14 protein-coding genes are annotated in these 15,621 nt (G+C 44.8%); 10 read left to right on the forward strand and 4 right to left on the reverse strand.

The annotated features are described in order from the left end of the window. Positions 1-250 precede the first annotated feature (250 nt). Positions 251-2,323 (reverse strand): alkyl/aryl-sulfatase, encoded by a 2,073-nt coding sequence (locus tag Q5H80_RS14810; RefSeq protein ID WP_304570195.1) that lies wholly within the window; start codon positions 2,321-2,323, stop codon positions 251-253. Between the two features lie 188 nt (positions 2,324-2,511). On the opposite strand from Q5H80_RS14810, the gene Q5H80_RS14815 reads away from it, so the two are divergent. Continuing rightward, complete coding sequence (locus tag Q5H80_RS14815) at positions 2,512-3,426, forward strand: LysR family transcriptional regulator (RefSeq protein WP_304570196.1); 915 nt, start codon at positions 2,512-2,514, stop codon at positions 3,424-3,426. An 88-nt stretch (positions 3,427-3,514) separates the two neighbouring features. Here the strand turns inward: Q5H80_RS14815 and Q5H80_RS14820 are convergent, their stop codons facing one another. Then, the gene (locus tag Q5H80_RS14820) at positions 3,515-4,402 is read right to left on the reverse strand and encodes a DMT family transporter (protein ID WP_304570197.1); all 888 of its coding nucleotides are present in this window, start codon (positions 4,400-4,402) and stop codon (positions 3,515-3,517) included. Positions 4,403-4,611: 209 nt separating this feature from the next. Between Q5H80_RS14820 and Q5H80_RS14825 the strand changes: the two genes are divergently transcribed. From Q5H80_RS14825 to Q5H80_RS14855, 7 genes are all read left to right on the forward strand, one after another. Further along, positions 4,612-5,001 (forward strand): VOC family protein, encoded by a 390-nt coding sequence (locus Q5H80_RS14825; RefSeq protein ID WP_304570198.1) that lies wholly within the window; start codon positions 4,612-4,614, stop codon positions 4,999-5,001. A gap of 51 nt (positions 5,002-5,052) precedes the next feature. Continuing rightward, positions 5,053-5,577 carry a hypothetical protein gene (locus Q5H80_RS14830; RefSeq protein WP_304570747.1) on the forward strand — a complete coding sequence of 175 codons (525 nt, stop codon included), beginning with the start codon at positions 5,053-5,055 and terminating at the stop codon, positions 5,575-5,577. Positions 5,578-5,747: 170 nt separating this feature from the next. Beyond that, positions 5,748-7,187 (forward strand): 6-phospho-beta-glucosidase, encoded by a 1,440-nt coding sequence (locus Q5H80_RS14835; RefSeq protein WP_304570199.1) that lies wholly within the window; start codon positions 5,748-5,750, stop codon positions 7,185-7,187. Between the two features lie 110 nt (positions 7,188-7,297). Further along, positions 7,298-8,296 (forward strand): LacI family DNA-binding transcriptional regulator, encoded by a 999-nt coding sequence (locus Q5H80_RS14840; protein WP_304570200.1) that lies wholly within the window; start codon positions 7,298-7,300, stop codon positions 8,294-8,296. Positions 8,297-8,567: 271 nt separating this feature from the next. Next, positions 8,568-9,128: a sugar O-acetyltransferase gene (locus Q5H80_RS14845; RefSeq protein WP_192891696.1), complete on the forward strand. Its 561-nt coding sequence runs from the start codon at positions 8,568-8,570 to the stop codon at positions 9,126-9,128. 213 nt (positions 9,129-9,341) lie between these two features. Then, positions 9,342-10,490: an S-(hydroxymethyl)glutathione dehydrogenase/class III alcohol dehydrogenase gene (locus Q5H80_RS14850; RefSeq protein ID WP_146491086.1), complete on the forward strand. Its 1,149-nt coding sequence runs from the start codon at positions 9,342-9,344 to the stop codon at positions 10,488-10,490. Positions 10,491-10,654: 164 nt separating this feature from the next. Continuing rightward, positions 10,655-11,938: a dicarboxylate/amino acid:cation symporter gene (locus tag Q5H80_RS14855; protein ID WP_304570201.1), complete on the forward strand. Its 1,284-nt coding sequence runs from the start codon at positions 10,655-10,657 to the stop codon at positions 11,936-11,938. A gap of 43 nt (positions 11,939-11,981) precedes the next feature. Here Q5H80_RS14855 and Q5H80_RS14860 read toward each other — a convergent pair whose 3' ends face one another. Further along, positions 11,982-12,479 carry a hypothetical protein gene (locus tag Q5H80_RS14860; protein WP_304570202.1) on the reverse strand — a complete coding sequence of 166 codons (498 nt, stop codon included), beginning with the start codon at positions 12,477-12,479 and terminating at the stop codon, positions 11,982-11,984. A 135-nt stretch (positions 12,480-12,614) separates the two neighbouring features. Next, positions 12,615-13,181 (reverse strand): dihydrofolate reductase family protein, encoded by a 567-nt coding sequence (locus Q5H80_RS14865; protein WP_304570203.1) that lies wholly within the window; start codon positions 13,179-13,181, stop codon positions 12,615-12,617. Between the two features lie 60 nt (positions 13,182-13,241). Between Q5H80_RS14865 and Q5H80_RS14870 the strand changes: the two genes are divergently transcribed. Next, the gene (locus Q5H80_RS14870; protein WP_304570204.1) at positions 13,242-13,811 is read left to right on the forward strand and encodes a TetR/AcrR family transcriptional regulator; all 570 of its coding nucleotides are present in this window, start codon (positions 13,242-13,244) and stop codon (positions 13,809-13,811) included. Between the two features lie 206 nt (positions 13,812-14,017). Continuing rightward, complete coding sequence (locus tag Q5H80_RS14875) at positions 14,018-15,550, forward strand: phospholipase D family protein (RefSeq protein ID WP_304570205.1); 1,533 nt, start codon at positions 14,018-14,020, stop codon at positions 15,548-15,550. Positions 15,551-15,621: the final 71 nt, after the last annotated feature.

The raw sequence follows: 15,621 nt of genomic DNA on the forward strand, positions 1-15,621 counted from the left end.
TAAAAGGTAGGGGCTTGTTGTGTGTTCTTTATCGAACGTTTTTCTAGCTAACTGCTGTCGTTTTTATCTATTTATACCAATCACAGTAAGTAAGTGATCAAACATAGCGTAGGAAAAAAGCTTGAGAACGAGGCTGAATTTTTCGATAAGTAGTTATTCTACAATCAAAAATTCTAACGAAGTTATCGAGGTTTTTAACAAGCTAGGGTGACCAGTTATTTACTACGATTGGTATTAGTGTATCGGGCGTTTAATGCGCGTGCATAGCTGAATCTTGGTATAGCTCAGCATCCACTTCTTCGCCTTTGTTTGGACGAGGAACAATCTCAAAAGAGGTATCAGCTTCAGTCAATGAAGACAGCAGTTTGTTCAACGATGTTTTGTCTCCTTTCACGCCCGCTTGGCCATCTTCCAATAATTGGTTGAGTGTCGTTTTCTTCAGTACGATGTCTGATACATCTGATTTGTTGATGATCAGTGTTGTATCCGCATCTTGCAGCTCTGATACTTGGATGTTGTTCAGGTTGCCATTCGACATCTCTACGTAGTAGAACTCTTTCACATCAGGTAATTGGATATTCATGGTAAACGGCGTGTTTTGCGCCTTCAATGAATCCACTTTAACTGCTAAGTAATCCAGCAAGTTTTCGATGGTCATGTTCGCCAATACATCCGGAGAAGCCGTTTTTGGTGCGCCCGGTTGTGTGCCGATACGCAGTTCTTGAGCACCTGTTAGATAGATGTTTCTCCAGCCTGCGCCTTCTGATTGATAGCCTAGCTGTTCATAAGTATCGGCCAATAAACCACGAGCTTTTTTGTTCTCTGGTTCCGCTTGGACAACCTTGTTAAGTGCCGTTGCAACGAAGCGATATTCACCTTCTTGGAAATCTTGCTGAGCTTTTTCGATCACCGCGTCACTGCCACCCATGTATTCAACAAACTTAATTGATTCTGGGTGAATTGGTAGCGGGTTCAGATTTGCTGGGTTCATGTCGAAGTAACCAAGGTACATGTTGTACACCGCACGAGCATTGTGAGAGTAAGTACCGTGGTAACCATTGGTGTGCCAAGACTGTTGAATGCTGTCTGGCATGACTTTGTAGATCTCGTCGCCAATGTCTTGCAAAACGACACCATTGTTCGCTAGGCGAAGTGTTTGGTTATGAGTGAAACCGTAAGCATCACGTTGCATTTTTAGGTAGTCAGAGATCTCTTGTTCGCCCCAAATTGGCGATGAGTGAGAGGCAAATAGAACCTCGGTATCCTCACCCCAAGTGACCAACATCTCGTTGATTTTCTTAGACCATTTCAAGCCATCACGTACTTTTGCACCGCGCAATGTGTAGAGGTTGTGCATGCCTTGGTACGTTAGCTCACCAGTCCAAAGTGCTTTCATGCTCGGAATGTAGGTCACCATTTCTGATGCCGCTTCAGTGCCTGATGCATCCATGAATTGCATTTCTAGGCCGTCGATAACCAGCGTTTCAATTTCTTCGTTATGGTTAAGTTCGTAATCCGGCAATACGTAAGTGATGGTGCCTGTCGACAAGCCTTTCGCGAGTGCCGCATCCACAATACCGTGCTCATGACGATTCAGTGTTGCGCCATATTGATAAGCGGTTCGTCGAGACATCGCATTACCTGCCAGTACGTTTTCGTCGACGATTTCTTTAGTGATGTTTTTAGAACCGTACACTTTTACGTCTGGGTAAGCTTCTTTGATTGCTCGTGCACCGCCAAAGTGATCGGCATGTGAGTGTGAGTAAATCATCGCTACGACAGGTAAGTCGCCACCATCAGGCACGTTGTTCTTAAAGAACTTTAATGACTTAGCCGCGGATTCCTTTGTGAGAAGAACGTCGTAAGCAATCCAACCCGTGTCACTGCGGATGAAAGAAATAGACGCCAGATCAGCACCACGAACTTGATACACTTTGCCCGGGACAACTTCGTACAAACCTTCAGCTGCTTGGTTCAGCACGGCTTGACGCCAAAGTGAAGGGTTCACTGAATCGGGTGCTTGATCGGCATTGTTCACGCTAGGGTCGATGAAGTTGAAGCTGTTGCGAATAATATCGCCAGTTTCTTGATCAAAGCTCGCAATCAACCCTTTGTTGTTATTGTCGAACGCGCGAGTGTCTTCGAAGTTAAGTGTTTTCGCGAATTCTTGGTTTGCTTTCTTCGTCATCTCGGTCGCGTCTTTGCCACCCTGATCGCCGATTTCGCTAAAGTGTGCGTGGTCATGGTTAGCTGCAACAGCTGGGAACGCAAGAGAGATTGCTAGGAATAGTGATGCATTTTTGAAAGTGCGTGATGGAGTCATAGGTGCCTCTTCAATTCGGGATTTCGTTTCGTTGAGGGAATTATATGACTAAGACATATAGCAAAAAATAAAGTAAGCTTTAGTTAATACATCACGATTGGCTATGTATTGAGTCGTGCAATGGTTAGGGAACGAAGATAAAACCTGACCTATGATTGATTAGGACCACATTGACAGGGAGAGTAACGGTGAGCGACGTGGAAAAGTTGGATTTAAATCTACTGAGCGTGTTCTTAGAAGTGTATCGATTAAAGTCGATCACGCTTGCATCAGAATCACTTGGTATGACTCAACCTGGAGTCAGTGGCGCTTTGAAACGGCTGCAAGCACAATTGGGTACAGACCTTTTTATTCGAGAGGGTAGAGGTATAACGCCGACCAATGCAGCGATGCAGTTGGCGTTACGTGTAGAGCCCGCATTGGACGGGATAACCAACGCTGTCAGTACCTTAAAGCAGTTTGATAATCAGCAACATCATGTGTTTCGAATTCTGGTTAACGAGATCGGTTTAACTAAGCTTCAGCCCCTTGTAGAAAAGGATGATACGCTTGGTAATATCTCAATTGAATTCAATATGGTGCCAAGTAATGAAGAAGATCTTCTACAGAGTTTGAGCATGCAGCAAGCCGATTTAGCGATCGATATTCACTACCCACAAGTGAATGGTTATATGAACCAGCAAGTGATTGAAGATGAGCTCGTGTTGATCGCCAAGAAAGGGCATCCAAGGATTGATGGCTCGGTAACGGAAGAGCAGTATTATCATGAGAAACACATCACCTTCAGAATGCGTCGCTCTCACCTTTACACCGCGGATTACTTTACAACAAATCCGATACAGCAGCGAAAAGTCAGTTCCGAATGTGATTCATTGATGACGATGTGTGTGTTGGTCTCTGGCTCCGACTGTGTTGGTAGCACATCTAGAGGCTTTGCTAATCAATTTGCGGAGCGATTCCAACTGCAAGTGCTCGAGCAGCCTTTTGAGGTGTTGCCCGTCAAGCAGTATATGATTTGGCATAAACGAACAGACTTAAACCCCGCACATCAATGGTTAAGAACCAAGATTCAGCAATACATGACGAGCTCTCAAAGCTGTTAATGATTCAATGAAAAACGGCCTCTATTTGGAGGCCGTTTTTGTCTCTGTTACTTGAGGGTTTTAATTAGGTTTTTTGGATTCAATCAACTTATTGTGCGCGTTTCTTACGAGCGGCTTTAAGCATTTTCATTGGCGGCATTCCTGTCACCAACATGGTGCCAGTGATAACCAGAATTGAACCAACAATCGTATTGATGCCAATTGCTTCATCTAAGAATAAGTTGCCCCAGAGAATACCAAATACCGGAATGATGAAGGTCACGGACAGGGCTGAAGGTGCGCCGAGTTCAGAGACTAGATTGAAGTAAAGTAGATACGCTAACCCAGTACATACCGCGCCTAATAAGATAACCGACGTAGTGATCGTAACGTCGGGTGTTTCTCTCATCGGAATAAAGAATACAAATGGCAAAACCAGCAACACTGCAGCCCACATGCTGCCATGAGCATTGTTGAATGCCTCAACTTTAGGGGCTTGTTTGGTATAGTTTGACGCTATTCCGTAGCTAAAGGCCGCCATCACTGCTGCAAAGATAGGAAGCATAGCCTCACGGCCAATGTTCATCGCATCCCAACCGACTAACACGCCAACTCCCGTTACCCCAATCCCAAGTCCCAATAGAACTTTCGCCTCGAGTGCTGTTTTGGTCCATATCGCACCAATGATTGCCGCCCATATTGGCGCGGTAGAGTTTAAGATGGCGAGTGTCGAAGCGTTCAGTGTTTGAGCCGAATAAGCGAAAAGTAAAAAAGGAAGAGTGGTGTTAAACAGCCCTAGAATGAAGAAGTGTTTAGCGTGATCATGAAAAGAGAGCTTCTTTTTTAAATAGAAAGAAACTAAAAGCAGAGTAAGTGCTGCAAACAGAACTCGCGCTTCAATCAAGACTGCGGGCCCTAATGGATTGGCCGCCATTCTCATGAAAAGAAATGAGCCTCCCCATATAGCCGCAAGTAGTATCAGTTTTAAAAAGCTCACAGTTTGAATCTCAGATTGTGTAAAACACCGACTATGGATCAAAGCGATGTATTGCACAAATTTAGGTGTTAATACTGTGCAGCTAATTGTTGGTATTTTGATAATGGAACTGACCATTAAATAGGAACACTTTTGATGAATTATGTTCTGTTTATCCTTCCTTGTCTGACGAGTAATCTGGTGTCATGTGTAAACATTAGGTGATAAAAATGAAGATCGAACACATCGCAATTTGGACCAAACAACTCGAAGTGCTTAAACGCTTTTATGAAGATTACTTTGGTGCTACGTCTAACCAGAAATATCACAATCCAATTAAAGGGTTTTCTTCATACTTCCTCTCATTTGAAACTGGAAGCCGTTTAGAGATTATGGAAATGGGCTCTGTCCCTGAATCGAAAGACGATATCTATGACCAGTTCACAGGTTTCATTCATATGGCGGTTTCATTAGGCTCGGAACAAGCGGTTGATGAACTGACTCAACGTTTGGTTGAAAACGGTTATGAACGCTTAGATGGCCCAAGAAGAACAGGTGATGGCTATTATGAGAGTTGTGTACTCGATCCTGATGGTAATCGCTTGGAACTTACCGTCTAATGTAGAGACTTAATTGAGTTACTCATCTACTAACGGAACGGAGGTATGACAATGATGAAGCTTGCTGTGACTTTCCTTTTTAGTCTTGGGCTTATGGGATGTGCTACCTCAGAACTGGTGTATGAGCAGGAGACGGACTCGAAACTTGAACCATCACTGCCAATAGGCTACCTCGGTTTTAAAGCTCACCAAGAGTGGGCCATTCAATTTAACGACTGTACTGTCTATGATCTAACAGGCGCACAACCTTACCAGTGGTTTGATCGCATTTCCGCCTCTGTAAGCTGTTATACGTTTAAGCCAAACGATGCTATCGAGCCTCTGTTGGTTTACTCCGATGCTGATTTCAATAGTAATAAACTCACCCCGATTAATCGCTTTCAAGAGCTGCAAATATCAGAATCAGGCTGGGGCAGTTTTCCTGCCGTCTACGAGACCAACGGCACCAATTGGCTGAAAGTCAAAGAGGGTTGGATTCACCTCATACTAGCCGATCAGACTTTGGTTCAGTTCTATCCCGGAACTCAAGACCTATCTGGCAAATCGCAGCATGATCAGTATTTTGAAGGGCACTGATTGTAACGCTGACTTTTGATTAGTCTGTAGTTCGATCAGAAAAAGATCGTTTAGTTATTGCTGAAACCGGTTTCAATCTGTATCTTGGCTTTTATTGAAATCGGTTTCAGAGTTATGAGCGCAGCTCTAATCCTGATCTTTTTTGCGAATAACTTGTAGCGAGTAATGGTATGAACAACGAATTTCCGAACGATTTTTTGTGGGGTGGTGCGGTTGCAGCACATCAGTTAGAAGGCGGCTGGGATGCTAATGGTAAAGGTGTGAGTGTCGTTGATGTATTAACGGCAGGTGCGCATGGCGTGCAACGTCGAATCACCGATGGCGTGATCGACGGTGAAAACTACCCAAACCAAGTGGCGGTTGATTTCTACCATCGCTACAAAGAAGACATTAAGTTATTCGCTGAGATGGGCTTTAAGTGTTTCCGCACCAGCATCGCGTGGACGCGTATTTTCCCTAATGGCGATGAAGCCGAGCCGTGTGAAGCGGGTTTAGCGTTTTACGATGATCTGTTTGATGAGCTTCTAAAATACAATATTCAGCCAGTCGTGACGCTGAGCCACTTTGAAATGCCTTATCATCTAGCCAAAGAATACGGTGGCTGGATGAACCGTAAAGTGATCGACTTCTTTGTTAAGTACTCGACCATCGTGATGGAGCGTTACCAACACAAAGTGAAATACTGGATGACGTTTAACGAGATCAATAACCAGATGAACACCTCGGCGGATATCTTTGGCTGGTTGTGCTCTGGTGTGAAGTTCCCACAATGTGAAAAGCCGCAAGAGGCCATGTACCAAGCGGTTCATCACCAGTTTGTCGCCAGTGCGTTGGTGGTTAAGAAAGGTCACGAGATTAATCCAGACCTTCAGATCGGTGCGATGTGTGCGATGGTGCCTTTCTATCCTCGTTCTTCAAAACCAGAAGACATCATGGTGGCACAGCAAGCGATGCGTGATCGCTACTTCTTCTCGGATGTGATGGTTCGCGGTCACTACCCAAACTACGCAAAACGCGATTGGGCCATCAAAGGCTTCAGTATTGAAATGCAGCCTGAAGATGAACAAATCTTGAAAGAGGGTAAAGCGGATTACTTAGGCTTTAGCTACTACATGTCGAATACTCTGGACTCCTCTTCTCACCAATCAACAGAGGAAGCGATGGACGGCGGCCATGAAAACTCGGTTGATAACCCGTTCATCCAATCAAGTGATTGGGGCTGGCCTATTGATCCAACGGGTTTACGTTTCTGTTTAGCGTCTCTGTATGAGCGTTATGAAGTGCCGCTGTTCATCGTTGAGAATGGCTTTGGCGCTGTTGATTCGATTGAAGATGATGGCAGCATCAATGATGACTACCGCATCGCTTACCTTGGCGATCACATCAAAGAGATGAAAAAAGCGGTCGCAATTGATGGTGTAGATCTCATGGGTTACACCCCTTGGGGCTGTATTGATTTGGTGTCGTTCACCACCGGTGAGATGAAAAAGCGCTACGGATTCATTTACGTAGATAAGCACAATGACCAATCCGGCTCTTTAGAGCGCAAGCGCAAGAAGTCGTTCGAGTGGTATAAAGGCGTGATTGCATCTAACGGTGCCACTATTTAAAATGCCTCTTACTGCGTCGTTCTACGTAATATAAAGATACGCGCAATATGAATGAACATTAAATTAGTCGGCTTATGTCGGCTAATTTTTTATATGAGGAAAAGAAGCAAATGGTGACAATGCTTGATGTCGCGAACCGCGCAGGCGTATCTAAGTCGACGGTTTCTCGTGTCTTAAACGGCAAGAATATCGTACGCCCAGATGTGGTGAAAAAGGTATTTGATGCGATTCAAGAAACGGGCTATCGACCAAACCTGTTAGCTCAGCAATTGGCGACCAAGAAGACTAACTTTATCGGCTTTGTTATCACTAATGAGCTGTTCAATGGCCCTTACTTTTCTTCCTTGATGTATCACGCGGCTTCATACAGTGAAAAGTCGAATCACCAATTGGTGATCACCGATGGTAAACACAGTGCTGAAGATGAGCGAAAAGCGATCAACTTCCTACTCGATATGAAATGCGCGGGCATTATCATCTATCCGCAGTGTTTAGGTGAAAGCGAGATTGCTCAAATCATCGAAAGTACGAATACACCAATTTTGGTGCTCAATCGTGAAATGCCGTCGAAGCCCAATCACGCAATTACCACCGATCATTATCAAAGTGCTTGTTTGATGGTTGAACACATCATCGAGCAGGGGCATACAGACATTGCGGTGATTCGTGGTAAAGCGGGTTCTTCAACGGATGAACAACGTTACCAAGCTTATCAAGATGTGTTAACCAAGCACGGTATTGCAGTGAATGAACTTAATGTCGTTCAAGGCGACTGGACGATGGAGAGCGGTTACCGTGCCGCGCGAGCTTTAGTGGAAAGCAAAGCCAACTTCACTGCGATCTTGTCTGAAAACGATGACATGGCGATTGGCGCGATTAAGGCGTTAACAGAGCTGGGTTACTCATTGCCTCATGATGTTTCTATCGTTGGATTTGATAACAGTAAAGTCGGTGCGTTTCTAACGCCAAGCTTAACCTCTGTCAGCGTGCCATTAGAGCAAATGACGCAAAAGGCGATCCTGAAAATTGTCGGTGATACTGAGCAAGCTGAGGCATTAAGTACTACTGGCAGCTTGGTTATTCGCGACTCGGTAGCCCAGCGTATCTAAGCCGCGTGCAACGCACTGAATTAAACCGGCCTTTGCTTGATAGCAAAGGCTTTTTTATTGGCACTATCTATGTTTCTTGCTTGGTTTAGAAGCAATTTAAATTGGCCGAACACTACAAATCGTGACTGGTAGCGCATCTCCGAAATCCTCTTTAAACCGTGCTTATTGTGAGAGTTAAAGATATGCGATATTGCGTTCTTTGGTCGATGAATTGACCACTATTAGTTAAGTTATGTGAAAACGGTAAGTAGTGTGAAAATAGGTAAGTAACGTGAAAACAGAAAAACAAAAAATGCTAGCAGGTGAACCATATCAGGCTTGGGATGAAGAGCTTTATTCAGCTCGAATTGAGTGTCGTAAGGTACTCCAAAAACTCAACAACAGTATTCCTGATACGTCTGAATGGAAAGCGGCAACCCAAGAGCTCATTCCTGGCTGTGAAAATGCGCATTTGGAGCCACCATTTCGCTGTGATTACGGCTCAAACATCAAGTTGGGCAAGAACTTCTACGCTAACTTTAACTGCGTGATTTTGGATGTGGCTGAAGTCACCATTGGTGACAATGTGCTGCTTGGCCCTAATGTACAAATCCTTACAGCAGGCCATCCATTAGATGTGAAAGGCCGAGTTGAAGACGGCGTTGAGTTCGGTACGCCAATTACCATTGGCGACAATGTTTGGCTTGGTGGTGGTGTGATTATTTGCCCCGGTGTCACCATTGGTGAAAACAGCGTGATTGGCGCCGGAAGTGTCGTGACCAAAGACATCCCAGCCAATGTGGTTGCAGTGGGAAATCCATGTAAAGTGCTGAAATCGATCGAAAACGACTAAGCCTGCGAATACAACCATCACCTGCATCATAGGCACTCTCTATGTGCAGGTGATGAACGAACCTTTACAGTTTAATTGTTACTTGTGTGTAATAATCATTTCCAAAAATAGGGGATTATCAAAATTGGTATCCCTACCTATACTAGCCCCAACAAAACGAGAGAGCGATAACAAACAAGCTCAACGTTGACTGACTAATATAGGAAATATCACATGACTATCGAAATTAAACCTGGTCAAACTCATATCCAATCTAAAGCTATGGTTGCTTGGAAAGCTGGTGAGCCGCTAAAGCGTGAAACGGTTGACGTTGAACTGCCAAAGGCTGGCGAAGTACTTGTTCGTATCGTTGCTACTGGTGTTTGTCACACTGACGCGTTCACTCTTTCAGGTGACGATCCAGAAGGCATCTTCCCTTCTATCCTTGGTCACGAAGGTGGCGGCATCGTTGAAATGATTGGCGAAGGCGTAACAAGCGTTGAAGTTGGCGACCACGTTATCCCACTTTACACAGCTGAGTGTGGCGAATGTAAATTCTGTAAGTCTGGTAAAACTAACCTTTGTCAGGCGGTTCGTGAAACTCAAGGTAAAGGCCTAATGCCAGATGGCACAAGCCGTTTCTCTATTAACGGTGAGCCAATCTTCCACTACATGGGTTGCTCTACTTTCTCTGAGTATACGGTACTTCCAGAAATTTCATTAGCGAAAGTAAACAAAGAAGCACCTCTTGAAGAAGTTTGTCTTCTAGGTTGTGGCGTTACAACGGGTATGGGCGCTGTACTGAACACAGCTAAAGTTGAAAAAGGCGACACAGTTGCTGTATTCGGCCTAGGCGGTATCGGTCTTTCTGCAATCATCGGTGCTCGTATGGCTGGTGCAAGCAAAATCATCGGTGTTGATATCAACGAGAGCAAATTCGAGCTAGCAAAACAACTTGGCGCGACTGACTGCATCAATCCAATGAACTACGACAAGCCAATCCAAGACGTTATCGTTGAGATGACAGACGGTGGTGTTGATTACTCATTCGAATGTATCGGTAACGTAAACGTGATGCGTCAAGCACTAGAGTGCTGCCACAAAGGTTGGGGTGAATCAGTTGTGATTGGTGTTGCAGGTGCAGGCCAAGAGATCTCAACTCGTCCGTTCCAATTAGTAACTGGTCGTGTATGGCGTGGTTCTGCTTTTGGTGGTGTTAAAGGCCGCTCTGAGCTTCCAGAAATCGTAAACCGTTACATGGCGGGTGAGTTCGGGCTACAAGAGTTCATCACTCATACTATGGGTCTAGATGACGTAAACGAAGCATTCGAACTAATGCACAAAGGCGAGTCTATCCGTACTGTTCTACACATGGATAAATAGCCTTAAATCTTAAACCTCATCTGGTTTTAATAAAGTCCGTTAGATTGAATCTAGCGGACTTTATTTTTTCCTAGGCATGCTTTACCAAGGAATATTTTTATTAAAGGTTGTTCCCTTTAATAAAGGTATCTGAATTGTCCTACAGGGTTACTGGAACCGTCCTTATGTTGACCAAACTTCGCCACTCTCTACCCCTTCAACTGGTGCTAGCTGCATTGCTTGCTTGGTTTCTCGCACAACTTATTTCTCCAACATCTGATGTAACCCAGTCGGGTTGGTATCAGTTCTTAATGCTTGGCAAAACTACCTATATCGGCTTGCTAAAAATGGTCGTTGGGTTAGTGGTTTTATTCTCGCTATTGCAAGGTATAACAAGCATTGGCTCGATAACTCGATTGAAGAAAATTGGCCGCAATACGGTGCTTTTTTATAGCTTCACGACGTTGGTGGCCATTTCTTTAGGCTTGGGTGCTTCACTGCTGTTGCCTGCTTGGGAACCTTTAACCAGCGTTGCTACGATTGGAGACGATGTTCAGCTTATCAGCGAAGATGCGGCAGGAGGAGCTGCTATTGCTAGCAAGCTGTTTAGCATGGCATTAGTGAACCCGGTAGCGGCGTTAACCAACGGTAACTTGCTCGCGATTGTCGTGTTTTCATTTATGTTGGGTATTGCGCTACTTTCTTCATTGCCAGAAAAACACCCGATTTTTGAGGTGCTTAATGGCTTGAACAAGAGCATCAATACCATTGTTGGTTGGATCATTCGTTTAGCTCCGCTAGCGGTTTTCGCCATTGTCCTTGATTTTACCGTTCGTGGTGGTGAGTCACTGTTTGAGCAATTGGCACTGTTTGCTTTGCTCGTGTTTGTGCTGACTGTGATCCACGGTGCGATTGTCTTACCGACTATTGCGAAGGTGATGACTGGGATTCGTCTCAGCACACTATTCAAAGGTATCTCGGCACCGATGGCAATGGCGTTCGCAACGTCATCAAGCTCTGCTACCTTGCCACTGGCGATGCAGAGTGCGGAAGAAAAGCTCGGTGTATCGCAAAGTACAAGTAGCATGGTGTTACCGCTTGGCGCAGTGATGAACATGGATGGTACGGCACTTTTCGAAGGTGTTGCGGCAATCTTCTTAGCTCAACTGTTTGGTGTGGATCTCACGACTTCTGGTTTGGTGATGATCTTCATTATGGCTATGGTCTCTTCTGTGGGTGCTCCGGGTATGCCATCTGGATCTATGTCTGGCATGCAGCTGGTGTTATTGGCCGCCGGTATACCACTGGAAGCGATCGCGATTCTGCTCATTATTGAACGCCCATTAGATACATTCCGCACTGCGGTTAACGTAGAAGGTGACATGATTGCTGCACTGGTCGTGGATAAATGGCAGTCAAAGCAGAACTCGTCAGTAGACTTGGCTATGAGCAGTTCTCAAACATCGTAATGATCAGTAACAAGCCCGTTAACTTAATGGGCTTGTTACTGGGTTAAAACCCGCCCGCCCAAGCATCGAAGTCATCAATATTATCGAGTTCTTGTTGGCTTCTTGGGGCTGGGTAATAAGGCAGTGCTAACCTCACAACAGAAGGTAGTAGCTCCCATTCTGGCGTCATCTTCAGGCGCTTCAATTCATCATTAAGACGCACAAACATGTAGTAGCCATCGCTGTGGGTATTGGCGTAGCTTGCGATTGTGGCGATATCTCCAGAGGGCAATTTTACGTCTCGGCCTAGTGGGTAGAGTTGATGAAGCGCAAAGCTCACTTTTGGATCTTGTAGTTTGCCTTGTTTAAAGCGTTGCAGTCCAATGGCGGTTGAGGTCGTGCGCGGCTTCCAGCCTGTGAGGAACAAGCCACTCAAGCTATCTTGAAACGGCTTGCCCTTTCGATTGCCTTCATTACTAATGAATTGAACCGTCAGTTTGTCTCCCGACTCTTCCAGAATTTCTAAAAACTGTTCACCAGTGCGATCGACCAAAAGTTTCATAAGACATAAATACCATTAAGAATGAGATGCGATAAATGGTACTACTTTTGGGTAGTATTGTGTAGGCGCTATTGAATCGATACTGCGTGAACAATGTTTACGATGCTGATAGTTACATTAGCAATAAGTAAATGCTTAGCGCTTACGTAAGTAGTGAGTGGTTACGATCTCATCAAGGTAAGTCGTGACACTTTTCAGCGTAAAGTCGAGAGGAGAGACTAGTTCACCAAATAGCGGAGAACCACCACCAAGAACAATAGGGATCGACGAGATAATCAGTTCATCAACCAGGTCTTCTTTCAGGAAGTTTTGAATGGTCACACCGCCATCAATATACAGATTGTTAAGGCCTTTGCTGTTTAGGTCTTCGACGATCTGAGTGAGCTCACCCTTTATCAAGAACACTTTACCTTCGAGTTCCTTAGGCACTTCCGTCAACGTATTACTCAAAACATAAACAGGTTTTGTGTAAGGCCAATCAATACCGAAGCTCAACACCATATCCATTGTGTTTCGGCCCATAACCAAAGCATCAATATGATCGATATGGGCGTTGTACCCCATGTCATCACCCTCTGGATTTGGGATTGCTTGTAGCCAATCTAGACCACCTTTTTTGTCTGCAATGTAACCATCAAGACTCGCACCGATAAAGACAATATTTGACATTGTTAACTCCGAAATTGAACTGGAACTTGGCATTCACGCTGAATTAAATTAAGATATTCTACAGTGTAGAAATTAAGTTTAAGAGGTGATGATATGGCTGTCAAGGATCAGAAGCGAGGTCGACCAAAGAGTGGATCAAGACAACTGAGTGCCGAAAAGATCTTAGATACGGCAAAGGGCATGATGCGCGAAGGCGGTAAAGTTCCGAGTATCAGAGGGTTAGCCACAGAGCTCGGCGTGGATGCGATGGCGATATACCATTACTTCAAAAACAAAAATGATCTCTTGGAATCGATCACTGTCTCTTTAGTCGGTGAAGTGGCACTGCCTGAGCTAAACCAAGTGTGGCAAGAGAATCTTTATCAGCTTAGCGTGAGTTACTTGTCGGTGTTGAATGACTACCGTGGGCTGCTAGAAACTCTACTAACGATGAAATCGCTTGGGCCTGTTGAGGTCTTTAGCGAGCGCTTTGAAGCGGTGTTGAGTCCGCTTAATCTCACATCGGAGCAAACCGAAGACGCCCTTCATTTGCTGGTGGACTATCTGCATGGCTATGCGCTAGCACTGAACTGCAACTCAGATAGAACGGAAATTACGGTTGAAATGGTTAGAAAGCCTTTAGGACTTTATTGCTTGGCTATCGAGCAACTGAAGTCATCGTGATTTGGCAGCAAAGATTGATGTTCGAATAAGGGACTTTGGTGATGTGTTGCTCATGATGAGGTGGTGATGTTTTATTTATACTGGATAATTACCTATAAATTTCCGAATTTAGCAGTAATAATCTATGGATAGACCTGAATAGCTTGTGAGTCGAAAGCTGTTAGGACAACTCTCAAAGACGTCATCGTGAAAAGGAAGTCAGATACATGCCTGTGCTCCAACGCATCAGTTTAACCTTAATTTTAGTCGCTATTCTTGGCGGCTGCTCTTCATTACCAGAAGGCATTGATCACCCTGTCGAACCGTACACCTCTTATGGACCAAGCACTTTGTCGGTTTTAGCGGATGAATATCAACCACAAGCATCAGAGCAGGCCACTACAGCTGTTCGTCTGCAAGAATCCGGTTGGGATGCGTTAGCTCAGCGATTAGCGTTGGTTGAAAGTGCAGAGCACACCATCGACATTCAATACTACATCTGGAACTCTGATGAATCGGGCAGATACCTAGCCAGCCGTTTGTTGGCGGCGGCTGATCGCGGCGTTAAGGTTCGAGTAATGCTAGACGACATCAACCTTAACGAGCGTGAAAGCTTATTATCGGCACTCGACGCTCACCCGAATGTCGAGATTCGAATCTTCAATCCAACACCAACGCGCCGTGGTTTTAGTAAATGGTTGAGCTTTGTCGGTGACTTTTCTCGCTTAAATCGCCGCATGCACAATAAGTCGTTTACCGTAGATGGTACCTTGTCTGTGGTTGGTGGGCGTAATATCGGTGACGAATACTTCGATCTTTCTGAAGAGATCAACTTCCGAGATCGTGATGTATTGGTGATGGGCACAGTTGTTACTACGATACAAACAAGCTTTATTGAATACTGGAACAGCCAATGGTCTTATCCAGTCGATATGTTGGGTGACGAAGAACAAACGGATCTCTCGGCGATTGATGATATAACCGTTCCACAATACAAAAACTACCCAGAGTTACCACTAAGTCGTGAAGCGGCCAATGGCTTGTTGAAAGAGGTTCTTGACGAGATGACTTGGGTTAATGCCAGTTTCGCTTATGATCGCCCTGTGCCTGTTGACTCAGATAATACCGATCAACCGAAAGCGACCGCGGTTCTGTTAGGACAGCTAGCAAGTGAATCTAAACAAGAGATCTTGTTGGAATCGGCTTACCTTGTATTCGATGACGGTCAGCTTGAAGAATGGCAGGTATTGAACAATAAGGGCGTTGAAATAAAAGCACTGACTAACTCAATGGCGTCAAATGACTTGGTTACTAACCACTCAGCCTATGCGGGCAGACGCTACGACATGTTGGATCATGGCATCGACTTGTTTGAGCTAAAACCAGATTCCAAGTTGTGTGAAGTATCTACCCAAGACGTGTCGAAGTGTGCCCCTGAGACTGCTTATGGCCTGCATGCTAAATCTGTCGTATTTGACCGCAGTATTGCGAGTATTGGCTCGTTTAACTTCAACCTGCGTTCAACCTACCTAAACACTGAATCGGTATTGATCATCGACAACAAAGCGATTGCTGAAACGTTGGCCTACACCATTGAGCAAGCGATGAGTGAAGATAATAGTTGGCGCTTGGAACTTGAAGACGGCGATGTGTATTGGTATTCAGGTGAGCAAAGTTGGGACAGCGAACCTGAAACGGGTAAGTGGGAACGAATGCAGTCAGGCTTCCTACAGCTTCTCCCGATAGAGAAGTATCTATAAGAGAATCAAAATCCTAGAAAAGAAAAATGTCAGCGCATAATACGCTGACATTTTTGTTTGTGATGACGAAA

The organism is Vibrio sp. SNU_ST1, assembly GCF_030563405.1.
Taxonomy (GTDB): domain Bacteria; phylum Pseudomonadota; class Gammaproteobacteria; order Enterobacterales; family Vibrionaceae; genus Vibrio.

Bases quoted from the DNA above. Each gene is read 5' to 3' on its own strand.
- Q5H80_RS14810 (WP_304570195.1), bottom strand. From the start codon at position 2,323: ATGACTCCATCACGCACTTTCAAAAATGCATCACTATTCCTAGCAATC.
- Q5H80_RS14825 (WP_304570198.1), top strand. From the start codon at position 4,612: ATGAAGATCGAACACATCGCAATTTGGACCAAACAACTCGAAGTGCTT.
- Q5H80_RS14830 (WP_304570747.1), top strand. From the start codon at position 5,053: ATGATGAAGCTTGCTGTGACTTTCCTTTTTAGTCTTGGGCTTATGGGA.
- Q5H80_RS14835 (WP_304570199.1), top strand. From the start codon at position 5,748: ATGAACAACGAATTTCCGAACGATTTTTTGTGGGGTGGTGCGGTTGCA.
- Q5H80_RS14840 (WP_304570200.1), top strand. From the start codon at position 7,298: ATGGTGACAATGCTTGATGTCGCGAACCGCGCAGGCGTATCTAAGTCG.
- Q5H80_RS14850 (WP_146491086.1), top strand. From the start codon at position 9,342: ATGACTATCGAAATTAAACCTGGTCAAACTCATATCCAATCTAAAGCT.
- Q5H80_RS14855 (WP_304570201.1), top strand. From the start codon at position 10,655: ATGTTGACCAAACTTCGCCACTCTCTACCCCTTCAACTGGTGCTAGCT.
- Q5H80_RS14860 (WP_304570202.1), bottom strand. From the start codon at position 12,479: ATGAAACTTTTGGTCGATCGCACTGGTGAACAGTTTTTAGAAATTCTG.
- Q5H80_RS14865 (WP_304570203.1), bottom strand. From the start codon at position 13,181: ATGCCAAGTTCCAGTTCAATTTCGGAGTTAACAATGTCAAATATTGTC.
- Q5H80_RS14870 (WP_304570204.1), top strand. From the start codon at position 13,242: ATGGCTGTCAAGGATCAGAAGCGAGGTCGACCAAAGAGTGGATCAAGA.
- Q5H80_RS14875 (WP_304570205.1), top strand. From the start codon at position 14,018: ATGCCTGTGCTCCAACGCATCAGTTTAACCTTAATTTTAGTCGCTATT.